The organism is Actinosynnema sp. NPDC002837 (assembly GCF_040295345.1).
In the GTDB taxonomy this organism is placed as follows: Bacteria; Actinomycetota; Actinomycetes; order Mycobacteriales; family Pseudonocardiaceae; genus Actinosynnema.
Map to the genome: position 1 here is coordinate 1 of NZ_JBEOVG010000024.1, position 20,406 is coordinate 20,406.

Consider the following 20,406-nt stretch of genomic DNA (forward strand, 5'->3'; position numbering starts at 1 on the left):
CGCATACCGCTGTTGTATGTGGCCCATTCGGCCGTGCCCCCGGGAGCCGCCTCAGGCCCGACTATCGCGAACACGGACTTGTGAAACAGGCGCTAGGGCGCCGAGACGCCGAGGAGGTCGCGCAGCGCCGCTTCGCCGGTGGGCGTGAGGCGCACGGCGCGACCCGTGCCGATGCCGCGCACCCAGTCCCGGGCGTGCAGGTGGGCGCACACGTGCGCGCCCGCCGTGCCCGCGAGGTGGGAGCGGCGCTCGGTCCAGTCCAGGCACGCCTTGGCCAGCGGGCGGCGGGTGGCCGGCGGGGTGAACGCGAGCTCGTCCCGCAGCCACGCGAGGCCGTCGTGGGTGAGGGCGAGGTCCTCGGTGAGCAGGCCCCGGGCCGCCATGGCGTCGCTGATGGCCACGCCGAGGCGCCCGGCCAAGTGGTCGTAGCACGTCCGGCCGCGGCGCAGCGCCTGGTTGGCGGTGGACGCGCGGAGCGTGCGGGCCGGCGGGTCGGTGGGTCCCAGGTAGGCGAGCAGATCTTCGAGCAGCCTGGCCTGCTTCGGGCCGGCCAGCTGGACGTAGCGGTGGCGGCCTTGGCGGCGTTCGGCGAGCAGGCCGGCCTGGACCAGGCGGGTCAGGTGCTCGCTGGCCGTGGACGGCGCCACGTCGGCGGCCTCGGCCAGTTCGCCCGACGTCCAGGCCCGGCCGTCCAGGAGCGCGAGCAGGAAGCGGGCGCGGCTGCGGTCGGCCAGCAGCGCGGCCAGGTTCGCCAGTTCGTCTGCGGCCATGGGGCCATTGTGCGCTCGTGACGGTTCGGCGGTGGCCGAAGTGACGGCGGCTTACGTTGGCGGCATGAACGAGCTGTGGGATTCGTCTTACGTGGTTCCTCCGGTGCCCGCGGCGGCGACCGGGGTGGCGTGGCTGCGGTCGTCGGTGGCGCGGTTCAGCGAGGGTGCGGACCACGCGCGGCGGCGGGCGTCGGTGGAGCGGGTGCTGTCCACTGTGGATCCAGGGGCGTTGCGGCGGGCGGGTGAGCCGGTGGCGGTGCTGGCGGAGGCGCTGGGGCTGCCGCGGTCCGTCGCGTCGGACGTCGCGGTGGTGGCCGCGTGCTACCAGCCGCACGTCGACGTCACCGCCGAGGCCGACGAGGCGGTGGCGCGGCTGGTCGCGGCGTGCGGTGGGACGTGGGACGAGGGGACGGCGAACCTGATCGGGGTGCTGGTGCAGGCCTCCGGTGCGACCCGGGCGTTGATCGCCGGGGTCGAGCCGCCGGTGCCGGTGACGCGGCGGGTCGCGCCGGACGGGTCGGTGGTGGAGGTGGACCTGGGCGAGGCGTGGTTCGGCGGTGGTCGGCACGCGTGCCCGGGGCGGGCGCACGCGTTGGCGCTGGTGGAGGGTGCGCGGGCGTTCCACCGGATGCACGACGGGTTCCTGGTGCTGCCGAACGCGTGGGACTTCGCGTCGGCGGCGGCGTTCGTGCGGGCGGGGTTCGGGGCGGTGGGGACCACGAGCCTGGGTGTGGCGGTGGCGCACGGGTTGCCGGACGCGGCGGGCGTGGCGCGGGCGGAGACGGTGGCGTTGGCGCGGCTGCTGGTGCGGCTGCCCGTGCCGGTGACGGTGGACGTGGAGGCGGGGTTCGGGGGTGACGTGGGTGCGTTGGCGGCGGAGCTGTGGGAGCTCGGGGTGGCGGGCGTGAACGTGGAGGACGGGCGTGGTGCGGGCCTGGCGGAGCCGGCCGATCACGCGCGGATCGTCCGTGCGTTCAAGGAGGCCGCGCCGGGGCTGTTCGTCAACGCGCGCGTGGACACCCACTGGCTGGGCGTCGACCGCGCGTCGGCGCTCGACCGTGCGCGGACCTACGTGGACGCCGGCGCCGACGGGGTGTTCATCCCGGGCCTCGCCGAGGAGTCCGAGATCGCCGCCGCCGTCGCCGCGGTCCCCGTGCCGCTGAACACCCTGCCGTCGCTGCCCACCGACACCCTCCGCGACCTGGGCGTCCGCCGCGTGAGCACGGGCTCGCTCCCGTTCCGCGCCGCCCTGGCCGCGGCCGTCGACACCGCCCGCGCCGTCCGCTCCGGCGCCCCCACCCCCGCCGACCTCCCCACCTACCCCGAAACCCAGTCCCTCTCGACCCCGTGACCCGCGCGTTCCGGAGGTCGGACCCGCGCGGGCGGTCAGGAGGGGTTGGCGGCGTGGGTCAGGGTTTCCCAGGCGACGAACAGGCGGTCGGTGGCGGCGGGGCGTTGGCGTTCGGTCAGGCTCTGGGTGTTGGTCATGGCGATGCCCAGGCGGGTGTTGAGGGCGTTGAAGGCCACTTCGGTCGTCGGGCCGAGGGCCTGTTTGCGGGTGCCGCCGCAGAGCCAGGACGGCATCGGCTCCAGCTGGTACCTCGCGTGCAGGCCGTAGGCGTGACGCAGGCGTTCACGGACCTCCGACCACAGGTCCTGGCCCTGGTGGTGGGCCGTCTCGGCGATGTGCGCGGCGGCGGCCAGGCCGAAGCCGGTGTGCGCGAAGTCGCGGCACGTCTCCTGCGACAGCCCGTTCACGAACGTGGTCTGCCCGTGCCAGTACGAGACGATCTCGTCACGCGTGTCGATGCCGCTGCCCGGCGGCGTGCGCGGCAGCGCGCCGTCCGAGGTCAGGTAGACGTACGCGGGCACCCGGGTCCGGAAGATCGACACGGCCTTGTCGTACACCGCCCGGTCCTCCAGGAACACCGAGATCCCGAGCGTCGCCTCCATCATGGACAGTTCCCAGTTGCCGTTCGTCGCCGCACGCCCGTTGACGATCTCCGGCAGGTAGACCTCGCGCAGCATGGTCGCGAACCGGCCCGAGTTCGGCCAGTTCCCGTGCACGTGCTTGATGATCTCCGCCGCGCGCGGCCACGACGAGCCCGCCCACGCGGTCTGCAACGGCGCGTTGCTGTTGGTGTGGTCGCGGATCGTCGCCGACCACGCGTCCATGATCTCGATCGCCTTCGCCGCGTACCGGTTGTCCCGCGTCACGTACCACGCCAACGACAACGTGTACGCGGCCAACGCGTCCTCGCGCTCGTCCGTGCACCCGTAGTTGGGGTTGGAGTATGACCCGCACTCCACCACCGCGCGCGGTTTGGGCACGCGTGACAGCGAGGCGAACGGGTGCGCCATCATCTGGTCGTACGCACCGCGCCACGGCTGCGCGCCCGCGTTCACCTTGGCCCGCACGAAGTCCAGTTGTCCCTTGCTCACCAGCACCCCGGGGTGGGTGAACGTGGCGGGCGCCGCCGGGGACTGCGCGGGCGCCACCACCAAGCCGACCGCCACCAACGCGGCGGTGAAGAGCGATCTGCGGACCATGACCGCGAGCATGTGTGGTCTGGACCACAGCCGTCAACAACGTTCACGGTGGTGAAACGACCGCGCCGTCCGGTTCCGGCCGGGAGCGCGACCGGCCGGTCAGCGGCAACGACAACGCCACCACGAGCACCACCCCGGCCACCGCGACCACCCCACCGGACACCCAGGCCCCGTACACGGCGAACGAGAACACCTCGCTGCCCAGCCCCGCCACCGACGTCACGGTCGCCCGCGCGTCACTGGTGATCCGCGACTGCAACCGCGCCTCCGCGCTCACCCACACCAGCCGGTACACGCCGTAGAACACCGCCACACCCGCTAGCCCGAACGGGTGCGCGACCACGCCCAGCACACCCAACAAGACCGCCGCACCACCGAGCAGCACGCCCAACGGCAACCGCGTCCCACCCAACGCCGCACCCGCCGCGCCGACCAACGGGATCGCCAACGTCGCCAGCGGCGCCAGCGCCACCGGCACGCCCCAGCCGGCCGCGACCAGCGGGAAGTACTCCTCGAACGCGTCCAGGGCCGCCAACGACGCCACCACCAGCACGGCGAGCCGCACGTCCACCGCGCGCACGGTCTCCGCCAGCCCGGACCGCAACACGGCCAGGTAGCCCGCGGGTTCCGGTCGCGGCGTCTCCGGCAGCCGGGTCGCCACCAGCGCCGCGCCGAGGCACGTCGCCACGCTCACCCACCCGACGAGCGCGAACCCGCCCGCCGAGAACAGCGCGACGGCCAGCAGCGCGGCCGGGATCTGCGCCAGCAACCCGACGGCCGTGACCCGGCCGAGCACCCGCCCGAAGTGCGACGAAGCGCCGACCGCCGCCAACCCGTCGTGCAGCAGCGCTTCCACCGCGCCGGACGACATCGCCCCGCCCACGCCCCACAGCACGAAACCCGCGGCGAAACCGGTGAACCCGGGCAGCACGGTCCACAGCGCGTACCCGGCCGCCTGGCACACGCCGGCCCCGACGACGGACCACTTCCGCGAGAACCGGTCCGCGAACGCGCCGAACGGGACCTCCGCCACGACCGCGACCGTCGACCAGATCGCGAACAACGCGGAGACCTCGGCGTCCGACAACCCGGTGGCCACGAACAGCAGCGCGTACAGCGGGTAGATCGGCACGGTGTCGGCCAGCACCGCCCAGCCCACCGTCAGGCGGGCCAGCGGCCGAGCCGGGGGCGGTACGGGGCGTCAACCACAGCGCATGGCTGGAGGCTAACCCGCTCCCGGCTCGGCCGTCGCGCCGTTTTTACCCGGCCACCGGCGACGATTCCGGAGCCGGCTCACCGGACTTCCGCCGCCGCGACCGCACGGCCAGCACGGCGTCGGTCGCCAGGAACGCCAGCAGGCTCAGCCCGAGCAGCGGGATGAACCAGCCGACGGCGGCGGCCACCAGCAGCACGGCCACGAGCTGCGCCCGCGGCGCCTTCCGCCACTGCCCGCGCGGCACCGGCCGGCCGAAGCCGAGGGTGGGTCGGCGCAGCCACCAGATCCGGTAGCCGAGGACCACCAGCGCCACCAGGCCGAGCCCGACGGCCAGCAGCAGGAGCTGGTTGGGCCAGCCGAACAGCACGCCCATGTGCAGGTCGATGCCCCACCGGGTCAGCTTCGCCGCCAACGGGTAGTCGGCGAACCGCACCTGGTCCACGACCTGCCCGCCGGAGACGGCGACCGCGTCCACCTGCGTGGGCCAGGCGCGGTCGATCTCGGTGACGTTCCAGGCCATGCCCGCCATCGGCGGCACGGTGATCTCGATGAGCCCGGCGTCGATGCCCGCCGAACGGGCGTGGGTCAGCACCGAGTCGACCTCGCCGGGCATCACCGGGATGGGGTTGGACATGTCGTGCCCGGCGTGGTCGCCGCCGCCCTCCAGCGCCGGCGTGGTCCAGTCGAGCGCCTGGCGGACGGCGGCGACGTTCTCACCGGCGTAGGCCGACCACGTCAACCCGGTCGCGGACAGGAACAGCGCGCCCACCAGCACGGACAGGCCGACGGTCGCGTGCTTGCGCGTGGTCGGCTTCGTGCGCTGGGTCCGACGGCGGCTGAACCACAGGAACACCCCGCCCAGCGCCACCACCCACAGCCAGGACGCGGCCAGCTCGCTGTAGAGCCGACCGGGTTCGCCGAGCAGCAGGTTGCGGTGGACCTGGTCGATGGTGGTGCGCAGCGGCAGCACGCCGCTGGTGCCGTAGGTCATCAGCTCGCCGACCACGGCGCCGTCGGCGGGGTTCACGAACACGGTCGGCCTCGCGTCGCCGTCGGAGGCGAACAGCACGCGGGTCGTCGTGCCCGGCTCGGGCGCGGGCCGGATGGCGACCAGCTCGTCGTCCGGCCGGGTGGCCACCGCCGCCTTCACCTGCTGCGACAACGGCACGGACGACGACGACTCGGGCACGCGGAGCTGGTCGGAGTAGAGCCACGACTCCAACTGCGGTGTCGCGGCGTACAGCACGCCGGTGAGGGCGGCGATCAGCACGAACGGGCCGACGAGCACGCCCGCGTAGAAGTGGAAGCGCAGCACGAGGCCGCGCCAGGACTCGGTCATGGCGGGAACTCCTGGGTATGGGGGGATGCCACCGGTCCCGGAAGTCGGGGCGGTGGTGGGGAGGTGCGGCTACCTAGGAGTGGGGCGGTCCGCGACGGGGCAGCGTGCGGCGGCGCAGCACCTCGGACAGGGGCTGCTGCGGGTGCGCGGCGATCGGGATGCGCAGCGGCGCGAACGCGGGCGGCGGGCTCAGCCTGCGCGGCAGCACGGCCGCGATCACGGCGGCCAGCCGGAACACGGCCTGCTCGAAGCCCGTCAGGGCCGCGACGACGATCGCCGTGGCGACCAGGTGGGCCAGCAGCATCGCCGGCGACGGCAGCACCTCGCGCGGGTGTTGCGAGAGCACGGCCAGGAACACGTGCGCCGCCACCTGCACCACGCCGACCAGGCCGAGGAGCTCGGCGAACCCGAGCTGCCGGTCGGTCAGCGGCACGCACGTCCACGCGATGGCCAGCGCGAACACCAGCACGTGCGGCAGGGAAGGGAGGTGGCCGCCGCCGCTCGCGTGGGCGAGCACGGCCAGCAGCCCGGTGGACAGCCCGACCGCGCCGCAGCGCAGCACGCGCGCGGCGCCTCGGGTCGGGGCCGATGCCACGCTTCCGCAGCGTAGCGGCCTCGTCCAGGGCGGGTGGAGGACGAATGTCCCGTGCGGCGACGGGCTCGCCGGACTCCGTTGTCCGGGCGACCCCTGTTCGTCGTTGTCCGCACCGGTCGGGTGGAATTTTCTGAATTCGGGTGGAATATCGCCGGTCAGTTGTAGGGCATTCCGCCGAACGGGCTGGTGGAGAGATCCGCGGCGGTCGTGAAGACAGCGACCAGCAGGGCGGCGATGAGCACTCGGGCGATTCGCATGCGTTCTCCAGTCGACGGGGACGGGGGAATTCCGGCGATTACCGTGGCAGCAGTCGGAGGGACGCGGAGCGGAATCGGCGTGAACAAACGGCTAACTGGTTGACGATCAGGTTAATTGGCGAACAATGTAACATCTTGTTAACCTGCCGTTTGCACCGTATTCTCACGGTGTGCGTGCCGTCACCCTGCGTCTCGCCGGCCGCGAGCGTGAGCTGGGCCGCCTCTCGGCGCTGGTGGACGACCTGGCCCAGGGGCGGGGCACAGCGCTGCTCGTCGAGGGCGAGCCGGGGATCGGCAAGACGGCGCTGGTCCGCGCGGCGTGCGACGTCGCGGCGGCCCGCGGCTTCCGGGTGTGCCGGGGCGCGGGCGACGAGCTCGGCCGCGCGCTCCCGCTGTTACCCCTGCTGGACGCGCTCGCCGTGGCCCGGTCGGAGAGCGCCGCGGTCACCGCCGAACGCCTGCTGGCCCGCGTGGACGACCTGTGCGCGATCGGCCCGGTGGTGCTGGTGCTGGACGACCTGCAGTGGGCGGACGAGGCGAGCGTCGCGGTGTGGCGGCGGCTGGCGGGCCTCGTGCCGCAACTGCCATTGCTGCTGATCGGCGTGCTGCGGCCGTTGCCGCGCCGCGACGACGTGGCCGCGTTGCGCAAGGGCGTGACCCGGCTGCCGCTGCCGCGCCTGGCGCCCGCCGACGTGGTGGAGCTGACCGGCAGGCTGGCGGGCGGCACGCCCGACGAGGCGTTGGCCAGGCTGGCCGAGGACGCCGGCGGCAACCCGCTCTACCTGGTCGAACTGGTCGAGGCGCTGTTGCGCGGGTCCGCGATCGAGACCGACGCCACGGGCACGGCCCGGCTGGTGGACGCGGGCGTGCCGCCGTCGCTGTCGGCCGCCATCGCGGACCGGATCGGGTTCCTCGGCGCGGACGTGCGGCGGGTGCTCGTGGCCGCCGCGCTGCTCGGCGTCGACTTCCCGGTCGCCGACCTGGCCGCCGTGCTCGGCGTGCGCGTGGTGCAGCTGCTGCCCGCGTTGCAGGAGGCGACCGTGGCGGGCGTGCTGGTCGACGGCACGGCCGGCCTGTCGTTCCGGCACCCGCTGGTGCGCACGGCGCTGTACGACGAGGTGCCCGAGGCCGCACGGGGCGCCTGGCACACCGAGGCGGCGCGGGCGTTGGCCGACACGGGCGCGGGCGTGGACCGGGTGACCCGGCAGCTGCTCGCCGCCGACGACCGGCTGCCCGACTGGGTGGCGGACTGGCTGGTCGTGCACGGCTCGATGCTCGTCGCGCACGCGCCCGAGGCCGCCGTGGACCTGTTCAGCCGGGTCGTGGTCGCGCCGAACACCGGCGGCCGGCGGGGCGTGCTGCTGGCGCACCTGGCCGAGGCGCGGTTCCGGCTGGGCGACCACCACGGCGCGGAGGCCGTCGCGCTGGCCGGGCTGGAGCACGGGACGCTCGTCGACCTGCACTGGACGTTGGCGCAGTGCCGGAGCATGACCGGGCGTTCGGCGGAGACGTTGCTGGAGGTGGAGCGCGCCCTCGCGGCGCCGGACGTCACCGCGTCGGACCGGGCGCGGCTGCTCGTGCTGGCCGCCCGCGCGCACTGGGACGTCGGCCGGCTGGACGACGCCGAACGGCTCGCGCAGGCCGCGCTGGTCGGCGGCGACCGGTGGGCCACGAGCTGGGCGCTGCACGTGCGCACGATCGTGGCGATGGCGCGCGGCCGGATGACGGAGGCGCTGCCGCTGTTCGACCGGGCGCTGGCGGTGGCCATGGGGGAGCCGGCGACGTCGGACCTGCGGCTGCTGCTCCAGATCAACCAGGCCGTGACGCTGGGCGAGCTGGACCGGGGCGCGGAGGCGATCGCGTCCGCGCAGGTGGTCCGGCACGCGGCCGACCAGGTCGGCAACCTCGTGCGGCTCGGGCAGGCGCAGAGCGCGTTGGGCCAGCTGCTGCTGGACGCCGGCCGGTGGGACGAGGCGCTGGTCGACGTCGACCTGCTGGCCGACGACCTGAAGCACCCGATGGTGTCGCGGTGCGACCACGGCGTGGCGGCGCTGATCCACCTGCACCGCGGTGACGCGGCGGGCGCGCGGCGGCACCTCGACGCGGCGGGCGCCGGGTTGGCCGGGCACGTGATCGGGCCGTTGGCGCTGGCCGTGAGCCTGTCCCTGGAGCAGGCCGGACGGGTGCGCGAGGCGTGGTCGGTGCTGACCGGGTGGAACTGCGCGGAGGACCTGCTGCCGGACTTCGTGCGGCTGGCCGTCGAGCTGGGCGAGGACGCCTCCGCCGCGGTCGCGCACGCCGAGTCGCTGGCCGCCGAGTCGCCGACCGCCGAACCGGCCGTGCCGCACCGCCGGGCGTCCGCCGCCTACTGCCGGGCGCTGGTGTCGGCCGACCCGGTCGGGCTGCTGCACGCGGCCGAGGAGTACCGGGTGGCGGGCCGGCCGCTGTTCCGGGCCAAGGCGTTGTCCGCGGCGGCCGAGCTGTTCGCGGCGGCGGGCGACCGGACGTCGGCGCGGGCGGCGTTGAGCCACGCCGTGGACGTGCACGCGGAACTGGGCGCGGACTGGGACTCGACCCGGCTGCTGGCCCGGTTGCGCGAGCACGGCATCCGGCGCGGCCCGCACGCCAAGCACCGGCGGGCCACGCACGGGTGGGAGAGCCTGACGCCGACGGAGCTGAAGGTCACCGAGCTGGTCGTGTCCGGGTTGTCGAACCGGCAGATCGGGGAACGGCTGTTCCTGTCCGGCCGCACGGTGGCCACGCACGTGTCACACGTGCTCGCGAAGCTCGGGGTGCGGTCGCGCACCGACATCGCCCGCGAGGGCATCCGGCGCCTGGGCGCCTCGGGCTAGTCGGCAGCGCAACGGCAGCAGGTACCACCAGAAGCAGAACCAGGCGACCCCGCCGGGACATCGGTCGGACTACGCAGACGCGACCCTCGGGTAGCGCTCCCGCGCCCAGGTGGCGTAGGCGGTCGCCGGGCGCCCGAGCACCTCGGCCACGTCGTCGGACAGGAACGAGCCCTCACCGGTGAGCGCCGCCCGCAGGCCCTCCGCGTACTCCGGCGGCAGCGCGGTCAACGGGAGGTCCACTGTGGACAGCGTGCGGCCGAGGACGTCGGCCAGCACGGCCACCTGCTCGGGGATGCTCAGCAGCTCCGGCCCGGTGAGCGTGTACGTGCGGCCGTGGTGGTCGTCGTCGAGCAGGGCGCGCACCGCCACCTCCGCCAGGTCGCGCGGGTCCACGACGCCGAACTTCGTCGCGCCCACCGGGTTCGGGACCGGCTCGCCCGCGGCGACCTGCGGCGCCCACTGGAGCGAGTTCGTCGCGAACATGCTCGGCCGCAGCAGCGTCCACACCGGGAACGCGCGGGCCGCCTCCTCACCGGGCCGGTGCCACTGCCCGACCGGGCCGATCGGGATCGAGGACAGCTTCACCACCTTCCGCACGCCCGCGCGCTTCGCCGCGTCGAGCACGGCCGAGTCGTAGGACGGCAGCTCGGAGGTGCCCGGGCCGAGCAGGAACACCGCGTCCACCCCCTCCATCGCCCGGTCGAGGGACGCGGGCTCCGCGTGGTCGGCGTGCACCTGGTCGCCGGTCGGCGTGCGGGACAGGGCGCGGAACGCCGCACCGCGGTCGGTGAGGAGGCGGACGACTTCACGGCCGGTGGTGCCGGTGGCACCCGTGATCAGCAACATGGGACGAGTCTCGGCGCCCGGGGTCGGGAAGGTCTTGGACGTTCCGGCGGTTGTCGGGTGCGTGGAGCGAGGATTGCGGCCGTGGGTCGCCGGGATCGGCATGCAGTCGTTCGGTGGCGGGAAGTTCGTGCACGCGCCGGACACGGCCACCACGCTGGTGGTGTGCACGGCGTCGGCCGGCGCGTTCGTGGTGGGTCCACGCGACCGGGCGAGCTACGTGACCGGGCGGGAGGGCGCGCGGCGGACCGTCGTGCGGTTGACGCCCGGCCGGGCGCAGGCGGTGCTGGACGTGCCGGTGGACGAGCTGGCGGGCCGGGTCGTGCCGCTGAGCGAGGTGTGGGGCCGGCCGGTGGGCGACGAGGCCGCGTTGCGGTCGGCGCTGCTGAGCCGGGTCGAGTCGACCGACCCGAAGCGGTCGGACCTCGTGCACGCGGCGGCACGGCTGCTGCGGACGCGGGGCGTGGCGGAGACCGCGCGGGCGCTGGACGTCAGCGAACGGCACCTGCGCACGTTGTTCACCAGGGCGGTCGGGTTGTCGCCCAAGCAGTACGCGCGGGTCGACCGCGTGCGGCGGGTGGTGGCCCGGGGCGAGCGAGGCGAGTGGGCGCGGCTGGCGGTGGAGCTGGGCTACTACGACCAGGCCCACCTGAGCCGGGAGTTCCGGGCCACGATGGGCGTGCCGCCCGGCGCGTACGTGGCGGGCGACCTGCCCGAGGCGACCTACTGCTAGAGGTCGCGGGCGAAGAAGAGCGCGACCTCGCCGACGGCGGGCGTGCCCCGGTAGAACGTGGTGTCCAGGCCGCACAACGCGAAACCGAGCCGTCGGTAGGCGCGCACCGCGGGCACGTTCACCGACGACGTCTCCAACCACGCGGTCAGCGCGCCGTGCTCGCGGCCGTGGGCGCAGGCGTGCTCCACCAGCGCCCGGCCGATGCCGCGCCCGCGGTGTCCCGGTGCGACGGTGACCTGCCGGATCACCAGCCGGCGGTGCCAGTCCTCCAGGTCGACGGCGACGAACCCGCGCACGCGCGGCCCGTCGGCGGCGACGAACACCGTGCCGCCGGGGTCGTCGTCGGGCGGGAAGACCTTGTGCAGCGGTGGGTCGACCGAAGTTGGGCGCAGGGTGAAGCCCTCCGGCGTGGCCACGACTTCGAGCACGGTGGCGGTGGTGAACGAGTCGTCCAGCACGGCGACCTGGTCGAGGTCGGCGGCCTTGGCGGTGCGCAGCTCCACCGCGTCCACCGTACAGCCGGGCGGCGCTACAACCGGGCGCGGCGCACGGCGGAGGACGTGATCCAGGCGGCCGTGCCGACCAGGCCCACCACGGCGGTCCACAGCGCCGGCCGGTTGCCGAGCACGTCGGCCAGCACGCCTCCGACCAGCGCGCCGAACACGATCATGGCCCGGTTGACCGACCTCATGGTGGCGTTCATCCGGCCCATGAGCCGGTCGGGCGTGATCGACTGCCGGTAGGCCATCTCCACCGGGGCGTCCAGGATGGCCGACAGGAAGAACACGAACTGCGCCGCGCACAGCAGCGCGAACCCGGTCGTGCTCGACGTGGCCAACGGGGCCAGCGCGTAACCGACCGGGGTGAGCCAGCGGGCCGCCACGATCACCCTGCCGACGCCGAACCGTCGTCCCACCCGTCCGGACAGCGACGCGCCGACCAGCCCGCCCACACCGCCCACCGCGAACGTCACGCCGTACAGGAACGCGTCGAAGCGCAGCTCGTCGAGCACCAGCATGGTGTAGGCGGCGCCGGCTGCGGAGGTGAACAGGAACCAGGCGTGCGACCCGATGGCGAGCGGGCGGAGCACCTCGTGCCGGTAGACCCACCGCAGGCCTTCCCGCACCTCGCCGCGCAGGTCGCGCTTCGGCGGCGCCTCGACCGGCCGTTCCGGCGTGCGCAGGGTGGCCAGCACCAGGCCCGACACCAGGTACGAGACGGCGTCCACCAGCACGGCGAGCGGTCCGCCGATGAGCTTCACCAACCCGCCCGCGACGAGCGGCCCGAGGGCCTGGGCGCCGGCCCTGGTCTGCTCCAGGCGGGCGTTGGCCTCGGTGAGGCGTTCGGTCGGCACGAGCAGCGGCAGGAACGACTGGTGCGCCGCGTCGTAGAACAGGCTCAACGTCCCGAACACGACCATCAGCCCGATCAGCGACGGCATGCCGAGGGCGCCGGTGAAGGCGGCGAGCGGGATCAGCGCCAGCACGGCGGCGCGGGCCAGGTCCGTGCCGATCAGCACCGGCCGACGCCGACACCGGTCCACCAGGGCGCCCGCGACCAGCCCGAACAGCAGGTACGGCAGCCAGCGCGCGGCTTCGAGCATCCCCGCCTCGGTGGCGGACGCGCCCAGCGTCAACACGGCTACGGCCCTCAGCGCCAACGTGGTGATCGCCGTGCCGACCAACGACACCGCGTCCGCGGCCCAGAAGCGGACGAACTCCTTGTGGCGCAGCAGTTCCTCGCCGTCGCTCATGCGGCCACCCCCACGGCCATCCTGGCAAACGCCGACAGCTCCCGGTCAGCGCCTCCCCGGCGTCGCCGGCAGCCGGGCGAGGACACCGAGCAGTCCCTCGCGGGTGATCACGGGGTCGTCGTGGTCGAGGCCGAACGTGACGTGGTGCCAAGGGCCGAGCCGGTGCCACGTGAGCGCGCGTGCCCGCTGGTCCTCGGTCACGCCGTACGCGTCGGCGACGGCCGCGGCGAACGCCGGCGCGGTGTCGTGCAGGGCCCACGCGAGGTCGAGCGCGGGGTCGCCGAGGTGGACGTCGCCGAAGTCGATCACGCCGGTCAGCACGCCGTCGGCGGTCAGCACGTGGTCGGGGCCGAGGTCGCCGTGGACGAGCGTGCCGCCGGTGAGCCGCCGTGCCGCCGCGAGCAGCTCGTGCGCGGTTTCGCGCCGCCGCGCGGGCAGCAGCGGCACCACGTCGGCCTCGAACCGCGGCACGGCGTCGCCGGGTGGCCGGGTCGGCACGCCGAGGCGGCTCGCCTCGTCGGCCGGGCAGTCGTGCAGCGCGCGCAGGAACAGCCCGAGCTCTCGTCCGTGCGCGCGACCGTGCCCGGGGCGGGTGAGGGGTTCGCCCGGCACGAGCGCGTGCCGCACGACGAGCGGTTCGTCGGACACCACTTCGGGCACCGGCACGGGCAGCGGCAGGCGAGGCGCGAGCCACGGCATCAACCGGGTCTCCCGGCGCAACTGCGCCGCCACCTCCGGCCGCCGGGGCCGCCGCTCGACCCACCGGCCGTCCACCAACCGCGCCAGGCTGTCCCAGCCGCCGTCGAAGTCGCCGTGGCTCACGGCGCGGGCACGCCGCGCGGGACGTCGCCGCGGCAGTCCTCGGCGCGGCTCGACCGCGCCTCCTCCTCAGGGGACCTGCGCACGGTTGCCTCCTCCCAGCCGGTTCGGGCCGAACGGTACCGGCGGGACCCGCGTGCGACCGAGCCGTTCACCCGTCGCGTCGGCGGTGCGGTCAGCCATCACCGCGCGACCGGGCCCGCTCCTCCAGCAGGTCCGGCCGTCGCTCCGCGTCGAGCGCTCCGCCCGCCGCCGACGCGTTCAGCACCGGGTTGTAGGACCCCAGCAGCGGGTCGGTGCCGCTGACCGCCTCGCCGGTCGGTCGCCAGTACTTGTTGTAGTCGTCCACGATGGTGGACGTCGGCTGGCCGCCGACGTACTCGGCCACGTCGACCCCGAGGTGGGCGAGCAGGACCGGGGTGCCGAGCGGGGAAGCCAGTCCCATCACGTCGAGCAGGAACGTCTCCGGCGGCACGTCCGCCCCGCCCAGGTAGGCGAGCGTGTGGCCGAACAACGCGCCCCAGCCCAGCGCGGTCGACACGGCTTCGAGCCCCGCTTTCGGCAGGACGCCCGCCGGACCGGCCAGCAGGGCCGCGTCGCTCGCGATGCTGAGGCCGGTGCTCGCGTCGCCGCTGACGTCGGCCAACGCGCTGATCGTGTTCGCGTTGTCCTGGATGAGGTGCAGGCCGTGCTCGCCGAGCCCTCGTGCGGCGGCCAGCTGTTCGATGATCTGCCGGTGGTCGATCGGCCCCGGCGCCTTGATCCGCTCGGCGGAGGCGGTGATCTCCGCGACGATGGCGGACGCCAGGTCGGCGACGATCCCGTCCTGGATGCGGCGTCCGATGACCGGGGGCAGCGCGGCGGCCATGCCGAAGTTGACGAGGTTGAGGTGGATCGCGTCGCGGATGTAGTTCTTGACCCCCTCGACCTCCAGCGCGAACCGCCCGGCCCGCCCGGCGAGCTCGTTCATGTCCTGCTCGACCGTGCCGAGCGCGGCGAACACCTCGCCCAGCTTGCCCAGCAGGGCCTGACCCGCCGGGTCCGGCCAGGCGCCGGCGAGCCCGCTCACGTTGGTCGACCTGAGCGCGTGGACGGCCGCGGCGGCGTCCCGCCAGCCGAAGAACAGGTCCACCGCCGCGGTCTCGTCGGTCTCCGGCCAGCCGGTGATCGCCTTGACCTCCGGCCACAGGCCCAGGGCACTGGTCGGTTCCCCGATGGGCATGCCGAGTCCTCCGATCAGCGCGGGAGACCCGCGGCGGCGCGCTGGTCGGCGGCCACGTAGTCGGCCACGCCCTCCTGACCCGCCTTGACGACCGCGGGCACGGCGGCCAACGCGTGGTCGGCGCCCTGCTTCACGGGCTCCGGCACGTAGACCGAGCGGAACGCGTCGGCCAGCGGACCGGCGCCGATGCCCGCCTCGCCCGCGTCGATCGTGGCGCGGTGGCCGCGCCAGGTGTCGGTGGCGAGCTTGCCCTCCACGTCGATCCCGTTCAGCTCGAAGAGGGCGGCCTCGGTCGAGAGCTCGACGCCGCTCACCGGTCGCCCCGCCGAGAGGCGCGGTCGAGGGAGGTCAGGAAGGGGTCGAAGTCGAGGTCGGCCGTCTTCGGGGTGGCGTCGGCGGGCAGGAACCGGCGCACCAGCGTGAAGACCTCGGCCTGGGCACGTGCCACCGCGCGGTGGATCGTGGCGGTGATGGTCGCCGCCAGGGCGGCGGAGTCGGCGGTCCGGTAGATCCGGGGGTCCAAGTCCAGCTCGATCACCTCGCCGCGACCGCCGACGACGGCGCTGACCAGGCCGTCGTCGGACACGGCGGTCGCGCGGACCTCGGCCAGCCCGCGCTGGATCGTCTTCACCTCGTCGGCGAGGCTTTCGTAGTCGACCGGGTTCACTCGGCCCTCGTTCCCGTGCGGCTGATGGGCGTTCGAGCGGAGTCTGGGTCAGGTCCCGGGCCCGTCGGGGTGCGCTGACAGGTTCCGGCCACCCGTCCGACCGGCGCGGCACGACGACACCGCCGGCGGCTCGGCTTGCCGCGGTTGGGCGGCGCGGTCGGCGTCGTACGCCGACGCGTACTACGACGGCTGGGTGGCGGCCAACGGCCGGGACCTCGCCGGGCCGACGGCCGCGCCGACCCGGTTCACCGAGGACGGCACGTGGCCGTGACCGGTCAGGGGGTGGCCCGCCGGTAGTGCCGCCGAACGCGCGCCAACCGCGCCTCGGCCCGCTCCTGCCCGTCCGTGCCGGCCTCGACGCGCTCCCGCAGCCGGTAGGCGACGACCTCGCCCAGCGGCGCGTCGGGGTGCTTGCGGAACCACGACGGCCGGCGGTCGCGGGCGACCTGCTCGGCGTGGTCGGCCGACGCCTCGTCGGCCCGACCGAGCGCCGAGCGCAGGGCCTGGTCGGCGTGGTGCCGGTCGGCGCGGTGGGCGAGCTGCTTGTTTTGGGGGATGTTCTTGCGGGAGCTCTTGTCGTTCTCGCCGTAGGTGTTGCGGCGGTCCTTGGCGTAGCTCAACCGCTTCTTCTCCTGCGGGCTCTTGCGCACGCCGCCCCCTCTCCGTCGATCACGTCCGCCGGACGGTACCGGGGCGGCACGCCGGCGGCCGAGCGGTTTTCCGGGCCGTGCGGTCGTCCGACGAGGCGCTCCGAGGTCGCCGGGGCGAGCGGTTGACATCGGCGGCGGGGCGCGGATACTTAAGTAGGTGCTTAACCAAGTGTTCCACGCGCTCGCCGATCCGAGCAGGCGGTCCATGGTCGAGCGGTTGACCCTGGGCTCCGCGTCGGTCAGCGAGTTGGCGAAGCCGTTGGAGATGTCGCTCCCCGCGGTGGTCCAGCACCTGCAGGTGCTGGAGGCCAGCGGCCTGGTGCGGACGGAGAAGGTCGGTCGGGTGCGGACCTGCCACGTCGTGCCGTCCGCGTTGCGCCAGGCCGAGCAGTGGATCACCGAGCGCCGCACGACCTGGGAGAGCCGGCTCGACCGGCTCGACGACTACCTGAAGGAGCAGTCATGACCGTGGAGCACGCGACGTTCACGCTGGAGCGCGACTACGACGCGCCGCCCGCCGCGGTCTTCGCCGCCTGGGCGACCCCCGAGGCGAAGTCGCGCTGGTTCGTCGGCCCGGACGAGTGGGTGGCCAAGCCGCTGGAGCAGGACTTCCGCGTCGGCGGCGAGGAGCGCGTCAGCGGCGGGCAGCCGGGCGGCAAGGTCTTCCACTACGCGGCCCGCTTCCAGGACATCGTGCCCGACGAGCGGATCGTCACGACCTACGAGATGCACATGGAGGACACGCGCATCTCGGTGTCCGTCGCCACCGTGGAGTTCAAGGCCTCCGGCGGCGGCACGCGGCTCGTCTACACCGAGTCGGGCGCGTTCCTCGACGGCCACGACAAGGTCGAGCACCGCGAGCGCGGCACGGTCGAGCTGCTGGACAACCTCGGCCGGGCGCTAGCAGCCGGCGGCGCGGTCCAGTAGCAGCTTGCGCTCCCGCTCGTTGCGGGTCATCCCGGCCGCCCGCTCGAACTCCGCCCGCGCCTCGGCGTGCCTGCCCAGCTTGGCCAGCAGGTCGCCGCGCACGCTCGGCAGCAGGTGGTAGCCCTTCAGCGCGGGCTCGTCGACCAGCTCGTCCACCAGTTCCAGCCCGACCGCCGGGCCGAACGCCATCCCGATCGCCACCGCGTGGTTCAGCTCCACGATCGGTGACGGCGCGACCAGCGACAACCTCTCGTAGAGACCGGCGATGAGGGTCCAGTCGGTGTCCTCCGGCACGCGGGCCCGCGCGTGGCACGCGGCGATCGCCGCCTGCAACGCGTACGGTCCGCCGGCGCCGCCCAACGACTCGGCCTTCGCCAGCGCGTCCAGGCCGCGGCGGATGAGCAGCTGGTCCCAGCGGGCCCGGTTCTGCTCCAGCAGCAGCACGGGCTCGCCGTCCGGGCCGACGCGCGCCTTGGCCCGGGACGCCTGGACCTCCATCAGCGCCACCAGGCCGTGCACCTCGGGCTCGCGCGGCATCAGGCCGGCCAGCACCCGGCCCAGCCGCAACGCGTCCGCGCACAGCGCCGGGCGCATCCAGTCGTCGCCCGCGGTGGCCGAGTAGCCCTCGTTGAAGATCAGGTAGATCACGCCGAGCACGGACGCCAGCCGGGCGTCCCGCTCGTCCTCCGCCGGCACCTCGAACGGGACGCCCGCCTTGGCGAGGGTCTTCTTCGCCCGCACGATCCGCTGCGCCACGGTCGCCTCGGGCACCAGGAACGCGCGGGCGATCTCGTCGGTGGTCAGGCCGCCGAGCATGCGCAGGGTCAACGCCACCTGCGCCTCGGTGGACAGCACCGGGTGGCACGCGGTGAACACCAGCCGCAGCAGGTCGTCGTCGATCTCGCCGACCTTGGCGGCGGCGTCCGGGACGTGGTCGGACCCGGTGTCGCGCCCGATCTGCTCGAGCTTGCGCTGGTAGTTCCGGTCGCGCCGGATCAGGTCGACGGCCCGGTTCTTCGCCGCGGTCATCAGCCACGCGCCGGGGTTGCGCGGCACGCCGTGCTCCGGCCACTGCTCCAGGGCGCTGACCAGCGCGTCCTGCGCCAGCTCCTCGGCCAGGCCCACGTCGCGCACCATCCGCGCCAGCCCCGCGATCAGGCGGGCGGACTCGATCCGCCACACCGCCTCGACCGCACGACGCGCATCGGTAGCCATCACGACCTGGAATCAGATCAGCTACCGATGCGCGTCGGCAAGCGCGTGCCCCCGGGTCAGCCCTGGGCGGCGCGGGCCTCCTGCTCGGCGCGCAGCTCGCGCTCGCGGTCCTTCAGCTCCTGCGAGGCGTTGACGAAGTCGTCCTCGGTGAAGACCTGCCGGATCTCGATCTGGGACTCCTCGCCGGTGGGGTTCGGCACCCGCTTGACCCATTCGACCGCCTCTTCCAGCGACTTGAGCTCCAGCAGCCAGAAACCGGCGATCAGCTCCTTGGTCTCGGCGAACGGGCCGTCGACCACGGTGCGCTTGTCGCCGGAGAAGTAGACCCGCGCGCCCTTGGAGCTGGGGTGCAGCCCTTCGCCCGCCAGCAGCACGCCCGCCTTGACCAGCTCCTCGTTGAACGCGCCCATCGCGTTCAGCTCCTCCGCGGTGGGCTGCGCGCCGGCCTCGGTGTTCTCGTTCGCCTTCACGATCACCATGAAACGCATGTCGATCTCCCTGTTGGTTCGCCTGGCCGGTCCATCCTGGCCTCTACTCACGCGACGAACGAGCGGGGGCGTGGATCGACATCCGGGCCCGATTTCTTCCAAGATTTTTTCGCGGGGCCCTGACCAGGGGTTTCACGTGATGGGCGAGCCTCCGGTCACACCGATGACCTCGCCGGTGATGTAGCTGGACTCCGACGAGGCCAGGAAGACGTACAGCGGGGCGAGCTCGGCCGGCTGCCCCGCGCGGCCCATGGGCGACTGCTCGCCGAAGCTCTCCACCTTCTCCGGCGGCATGGTGGCCGGGATGAGCGGCGTCCACACCGGACCGGGTGCGACCGAGTTCGCCCGGATCTTCCGGTCCACCAGGTTCTGCGCCAGGCCCTTGGTGAAGTTCACGATCGCCGCCTTGCTGGTGGCGTAGTCGAGGAGCTGGTAGGAGGGCTGGAACCCCTGGATGGACGACGTGGTGATGATCGAGGAGCCCTCGGGCATGTGCGGCACGGCCGCCCGGCACAGCCAGAACATCGCGTACACGTTCGTCTTCATGACGCGGTCGAACTGCCCGGTGGAGATGTCGAGCAGGCCGCCGTCCTGCGCCATCTGGTAGGCGGCGTTGCTGACCAGGACGTCGATCCGGCCGAACTCCTCGACCGCGCGCGCCACGACGGCCGCGCACTGCGCCTCCTCGGTGAGGTCGCCGGGGACGGCGACCGCCTTGCGCCCGGCCTCCTCGACGAGCCGCGCGGTGTCGCGGGCGTCCTTCTCCTCGGCGGGCAGGTAGGAGATGAGCACGTCGGCGCCCTCGCGCGCGAACGCCAGCGCGACGGCGCGGCCGATGCCGGAGTCGCCGCCGGTGATCACGGCCTTCTTGTCGGTGAGCCGCCCCGTGCCGCGGTAGGTCGCCTCGCCGTGGTCCGGGGTGGGGTGGACGTCGTCGGTCAACCCCGGGTACTTGATCGGGTTCTCGGCCATGTCCGCAGGGTGCCCACGTGCGTACGACCTGAACACGCCGAAGGGCGCGCCTCCGGGTGGAGGCGCGCCCTTCGGGGGTGTGCGGAGGGTCAGCGGCGCAGGGCGCGCCCGACCGTGAAGGCGCCCGGGCCGAGGACGGCCAGCAGCAGGAACACCCAGCTGTAGAGGGCGGCCAGCTCGCCCATGTTGTGCATCGGCAGCAGGGCCTCCGGTTGGTGGACGGTGAAGTAGGCGTAGGCCATGACGCCGGACAGCACGAACGCGGCCGGCCGCGCGGCCAGGCCGACCAGCACCAGGACGGCGCCGACCAGCTCGATCACGCTGCCGTACCAGCCCGGCCACGAGCCGAACGGGACCGCGGCGCCCTGGCCGTCGATGCCGCCGAGGAAACCGAGGCCCTGCAAGCCGTGCAGGCCGAACAGGAACGACACGACGACGCGGAAGGCGGCGAGCACCAGGTCGTTGCGCTTGGTGGTGGCGGTGGTGGTGTGGGCGGCGGCGCGGCGGGTGTCGGTCGTGGTGGTCATCTCGGGCTCCC

22 protein-coding genes are annotated in these 20,406 nt (G+C 73.9%); 5 read left to right on the forward strand and 17 right to left on the reverse strand.

What is annotated here, in order from left to right:
- Positions 1 to 92: 92 nt before the first annotated feature.
- Positions 93 to 770, reverse strand: a complete 678-nt coding sequence (locus ABTZ99_RS18710; protein WP_499612559.1) for an ArsR/SmtB family transcription factor — start codon at positions 768 to 770, stop codon at positions 93 to 95.
- A 64-nt stretch (positions 771 to 834) separates the two neighbouring features.
- Here ABTZ99_RS18710 and ABTZ99_RS18715 point away from each other — a divergent pair, with 64 nt between their 5' ends.
- The gene (locus tag ABTZ99_RS18715; protein ID WP_499612561.1) at positions 835 to 2,121 is read left to right on the forward strand and encodes an isocitrate lyase/PEP mutase family protein; all 1,287 of its coding nucleotides are present in this window, start codon (positions 835 to 837) and stop codon (positions 2,119 to 2,121) included.
- A 35-nt stretch (positions 2,122 to 2,156) separates the two neighbouring features.
- Here the strand turns inward: ABTZ99_RS18715 and ABTZ99_RS18720 are convergent, their stop codons facing one another.
- The 4 genes from ABTZ99_RS18720 to ABTZ99_RS18735 all read right to left on the reverse strand — a co-directional run bounded on the left by ABTZ99_RS18720 (position 2,157) and on the right by ABTZ99_RS18735 (position 6,470).
- Complete coding sequence (locus ABTZ99_RS18720) at positions 2,157 to 3,320, reverse strand: alginate lyase family protein (protein ID WP_498785913.1); 1,164 nt, start codon at positions 3,318 to 3,320, stop codon at positions 2,157 to 2,159.
- Positions 3,321 to 3,363: 43 nt separating this feature from the next.
- Positions 3,364 to 4,467, reverse strand: coding sequence for an MFS transporter (locus ABTZ99_RS18725; RefSeq protein WP_499612562.1), 1,104 nt, complete (start codon positions 4,465 to 4,467; stop codon positions 3,364 to 3,366).
- Between the two features lie 112 nt (positions 4,468 to 4,579).
- The gene (locus ABTZ99_RS18730; protein WP_499612563.1) at positions 4,580 to 5,875 is read right to left on the reverse strand and encodes a PepSY-associated TM helix domain-containing protein; all 1,296 of its coding nucleotides are present in this window, start codon (positions 5,873 to 5,875) and stop codon (positions 4,580 to 4,582) included.
- A gap of 73 nt (positions 5,876 to 5,948) precedes the next feature.
- Entirely contained in the window at positions 5,949 to 6,470 is a 522-nt protein-coding gene (locus ABTZ99_RS18735; RefSeq protein ID WP_499612565.1) for a hypothetical protein, read from the reverse strand.
- 427 nt (positions 6,471 to 6,897) lie between these two features.
- Here ABTZ99_RS18735 and ABTZ99_RS18740 point away from each other — a divergent pair, with 427 nt between their 5' ends.
- Entirely contained in the window at positions 6,898 to 9,579 is a 2,682-nt protein-coding gene (locus ABTZ99_RS18740) for an ATP-binding protein (RefSeq protein WP_499612567.1), read from the forward strand.
- Between the two features lie 69 nt (positions 9,580 to 9,648).
- Here ABTZ99_RS18740 and ABTZ99_RS18745 read toward each other — a convergent pair whose 3' ends face one another.
- Positions 9,649 to 10,425, reverse strand: a complete 777-nt coding sequence (locus ABTZ99_RS18745) for an NAD(P)H-binding protein (protein ID WP_498785926.1) — start codon at positions 10,423 to 10,425, stop codon at positions 9,649 to 9,651.
- Between the two features lie 73 nt (positions 10,426 to 10,498).
- On the opposite strand from ABTZ99_RS18745, the gene ABTZ99_RS18750 reads away from it, so the two are divergent.
- The gene (locus ABTZ99_RS18750; protein ID WP_499612569.1) at positions 10,499 to 11,155 is read left to right on the forward strand and encodes a helix-turn-helix domain-containing protein; all 657 of its coding nucleotides are present in this window, start codon (positions 10,499 to 10,501) and stop codon (positions 11,153 to 11,155) included.
- On the opposite strand, the gene ABTZ99_RS18755 is transcribed toward ABTZ99_RS18750, so the two are convergent.
- From ABTZ99_RS18755 to ABTZ99_RS18785, 7 genes are all read right to left on the reverse strand, one after another.
- Positions 11,152 to 11,658 (reverse strand): GNAT family N-acetyltransferase, encoded by a 507-nt coding sequence (locus ABTZ99_RS18755; RefSeq protein WP_499612571.1) that lies wholly within the window; start codon positions 11,656 to 11,658, stop codon positions 11,152 to 11,154. The genes ABTZ99_RS18750 and ABTZ99_RS18755 overlap by 4 nt on opposite strands.
- A gap of 26 nt (positions 11,659 to 11,684) precedes the next feature.
- The gene (locus tag ABTZ99_RS18760) at positions 11,685 to 12,908 is read right to left on the reverse strand and encodes an MFS transporter (RefSeq protein ID WP_499612574.1); all 1,224 of its coding nucleotides are present in this window, start codon (positions 12,906 to 12,908) and stop codon (positions 11,685 to 11,687) included.
- 45 nt (positions 12,909 to 12,953) lie between these two features.
- A complete protein-coding gene (locus ABTZ99_RS18765; protein ID WP_498785935.1) occupies positions 12,954 to 13,730 on the reverse strand; it encodes a phosphotransferase family protein in 777 nt (258 codons plus the stop codon).
- A gap of 172 nt (positions 13,731 to 13,902) precedes the next feature.
- A complete protein-coding gene (locus tag ABTZ99_RS18770) occupies positions 13,903 to 14,949 on the reverse strand; it encodes a WXG100-like domain-containing protein (RefSeq protein ID WP_499612576.1) in 1,047 nt (348 codons plus the stop codon).
- A gap of 14 nt (positions 14,950 to 14,963) precedes the next feature.
- Positions 14,964 to 15,263 carry a hypothetical protein gene (locus ABTZ99_RS18775; protein WP_498785942.1) on the reverse strand — a complete coding sequence of 100 codons (300 nt, stop codon included), beginning with the start codon at positions 15,261 to 15,263 and terminating at the stop codon, positions 14,964 to 14,966.
- Entirely contained in the window at positions 15,260 to 15,616 is a 357-nt protein-coding gene (locus ABTZ99_RS18780; protein WP_498785944.1) for a YbaB/EbfC family nucleoid-associated protein, read from the reverse strand. Before ABTZ99_RS18780 ends, ABTZ99_RS18775 begins: the two co-directional genes overlap by 4 nt.
- 275 nt (positions 15,617 to 15,891) lie before the next feature.
- Positions 15,892 to 16,266, reverse strand: coding sequence for a hypothetical protein (locus tag ABTZ99_RS18785; protein ID WP_499612579.1), 375 nt, complete (start codon positions 16,264 to 16,266; stop codon positions 15,892 to 15,894).
- 157 nt (positions 16,267 to 16,423) lie between these two features.
- On the opposite strand from ABTZ99_RS18785, the gene ABTZ99_RS18790 reads away from it, so the two are divergent.
- Positions 16,424 to 16,732 (forward strand): ArsR/SmtB family transcription factor, encoded by a 309-nt coding sequence (locus tag ABTZ99_RS18790; protein ID WP_308257457.1) that lies wholly within the window; start codon positions 16,424 to 16,426, stop codon positions 16,730 to 16,732.
- Positions 16,729 to 17,193: an SRPBCC family protein gene (locus tag ABTZ99_RS18795; RefSeq protein ID WP_498785950.1), complete on the forward strand. Its 465-nt coding sequence runs from the start codon at positions 16,729 to 16,731 to the stop codon at positions 17,191 to 17,193. Before ABTZ99_RS18790 ends, ABTZ99_RS18795 begins: the two co-directional genes overlap by 4 nt.
- Here ABTZ99_RS18795 and ABTZ99_RS18800 read toward each other — a convergent pair.
- The 4 genes from ABTZ99_RS18800 to ABTZ99_RS18815 all read right to left on the reverse strand — a co-directional run bounded on the left by ABTZ99_RS18800 (position 17,167) and on the right by ABTZ99_RS18815 (position 20,395).
- Complete coding sequence (locus ABTZ99_RS18800; RefSeq protein ID WP_498785952.1) at positions 17,167 to 18,408, reverse strand: RNA polymerase sigma factor; 1,242 nt, start codon at positions 18,406 to 18,408, stop codon at positions 17,167 to 17,169. The genes ABTZ99_RS18795 and ABTZ99_RS18800 overlap by 27 nt on opposite strands.
- Positions 18,409 to 18,464: 56 nt before the next feature.
- On the reverse strand, positions 18,465 to 18,896 hold the full coding sequence (locus tag ABTZ99_RS18805) for a YciI family protein (RefSeq protein WP_498785954.1): 432 nt from the start codon (positions 18,894 to 18,896) through the stop codon (positions 18,465 to 18,467).
- 132 nt (positions 18,897 to 19,028) lie between these two features.
- Positions 19,029 to 19,868, reverse strand: coding sequence for an SDR family oxidoreductase (locus ABTZ99_RS18810; protein ID WP_498785956.1), 840 nt, complete (start codon positions 19,866 to 19,868; stop codon positions 19,029 to 19,031).
- Positions 19,869 to 19,957: 89 nt separating this feature from the next.
- Entirely contained in the window at positions 19,958 to 20,395 is a 438-nt protein-coding gene (locus ABTZ99_RS18815) for a DoxX family protein (RefSeq protein WP_498785957.1), read from the reverse strand.
- Between the last annotated feature and the right edge of the window lie 11 nt (positions 20,396 to 20,406).

Bases quoted from the DNA above. Each gene is read 5' to 3' on its own strand.
- ABTZ99_RS18710 (WP_499612559.1), bottom strand. From the start codon at position 770: ATGGCCGCAGACGAACTGGCGAACCTGGCCGCGCTGCTGGCCGACCGC.
- ABTZ99_RS18715 (WP_499612561.1), top strand. From the start codon at position 835: ATGAACGAGCTGTGGGATTCGTCTTACGTGGTTCCTCCGGTGCCCGCG.
- ABTZ99_RS18720 (WP_498785913.1), bottom strand. From the start codon at position 3,320: ATGGTCCGCAGATCGCTCTTCACCGCCGCGTTGGTGGCGGTCGGCTTG.
- ABTZ99_RS18730 (WP_499612563.1), bottom strand. From the start codon at position 5,875: ATGACCGAGTCCTGGCGCGGCCTCGTGCTGCGCTTCCACTTCTACGCG.
- ABTZ99_RS18745 (WP_498785926.1), bottom strand. From the start codon at position 10,425: ATGTTGCTGATCACGGGTGCCACCGGCACCACCGGCCGTGAAGTCGTC.
- ABTZ99_RS18760 (WP_499612574.1), bottom strand. From the start codon at position 12,908: ATGAGCGACGGCGAGGAACTGCTGCGCCACAAGGAGTTCGTCCGCTTC.
- ABTZ99_RS18770 (WP_499612576.1), bottom strand. From the start codon at position 14,949: ATGCCCATCGGGGAACCGACCAGTGCCCTGGGCCTGTGGCCGGAGGTC.
- ABTZ99_RS18795 (WP_498785950.1), top strand. From the start codon at position 16,729: ATGACCGTGGAGCACGCGACGTTCACGCTGGAGCGCGACTACGACGCG.
- ABTZ99_RS18800 (WP_498785952.1), bottom strand. From the start codon at position 18,408: ATGGCTACCGATGCGCGTCGTGCGGTCGAGGCGGTGTGGCGGATCGAG.
- ABTZ99_RS18805 (WP_498785954.1), bottom strand. From the start codon at position 18,896: ATGCGTTTCATGGTGATCGTGAAGGCGAACGAGAACACCGAGGCCGGC.
- ABTZ99_RS18810 (WP_498785956.1), bottom strand. From the start codon at position 19,868: ATGGCCGAGAACCCGATCAAGTACCCGGGGTTGACCGACGACGTCCAC.
- ABTZ99_RS18815 (WP_498785957.1), bottom strand. From the start codon at position 20,395: ATGACCACCACGACCGACACCCGCCGCGCCGCCGCCCACACCACCACC.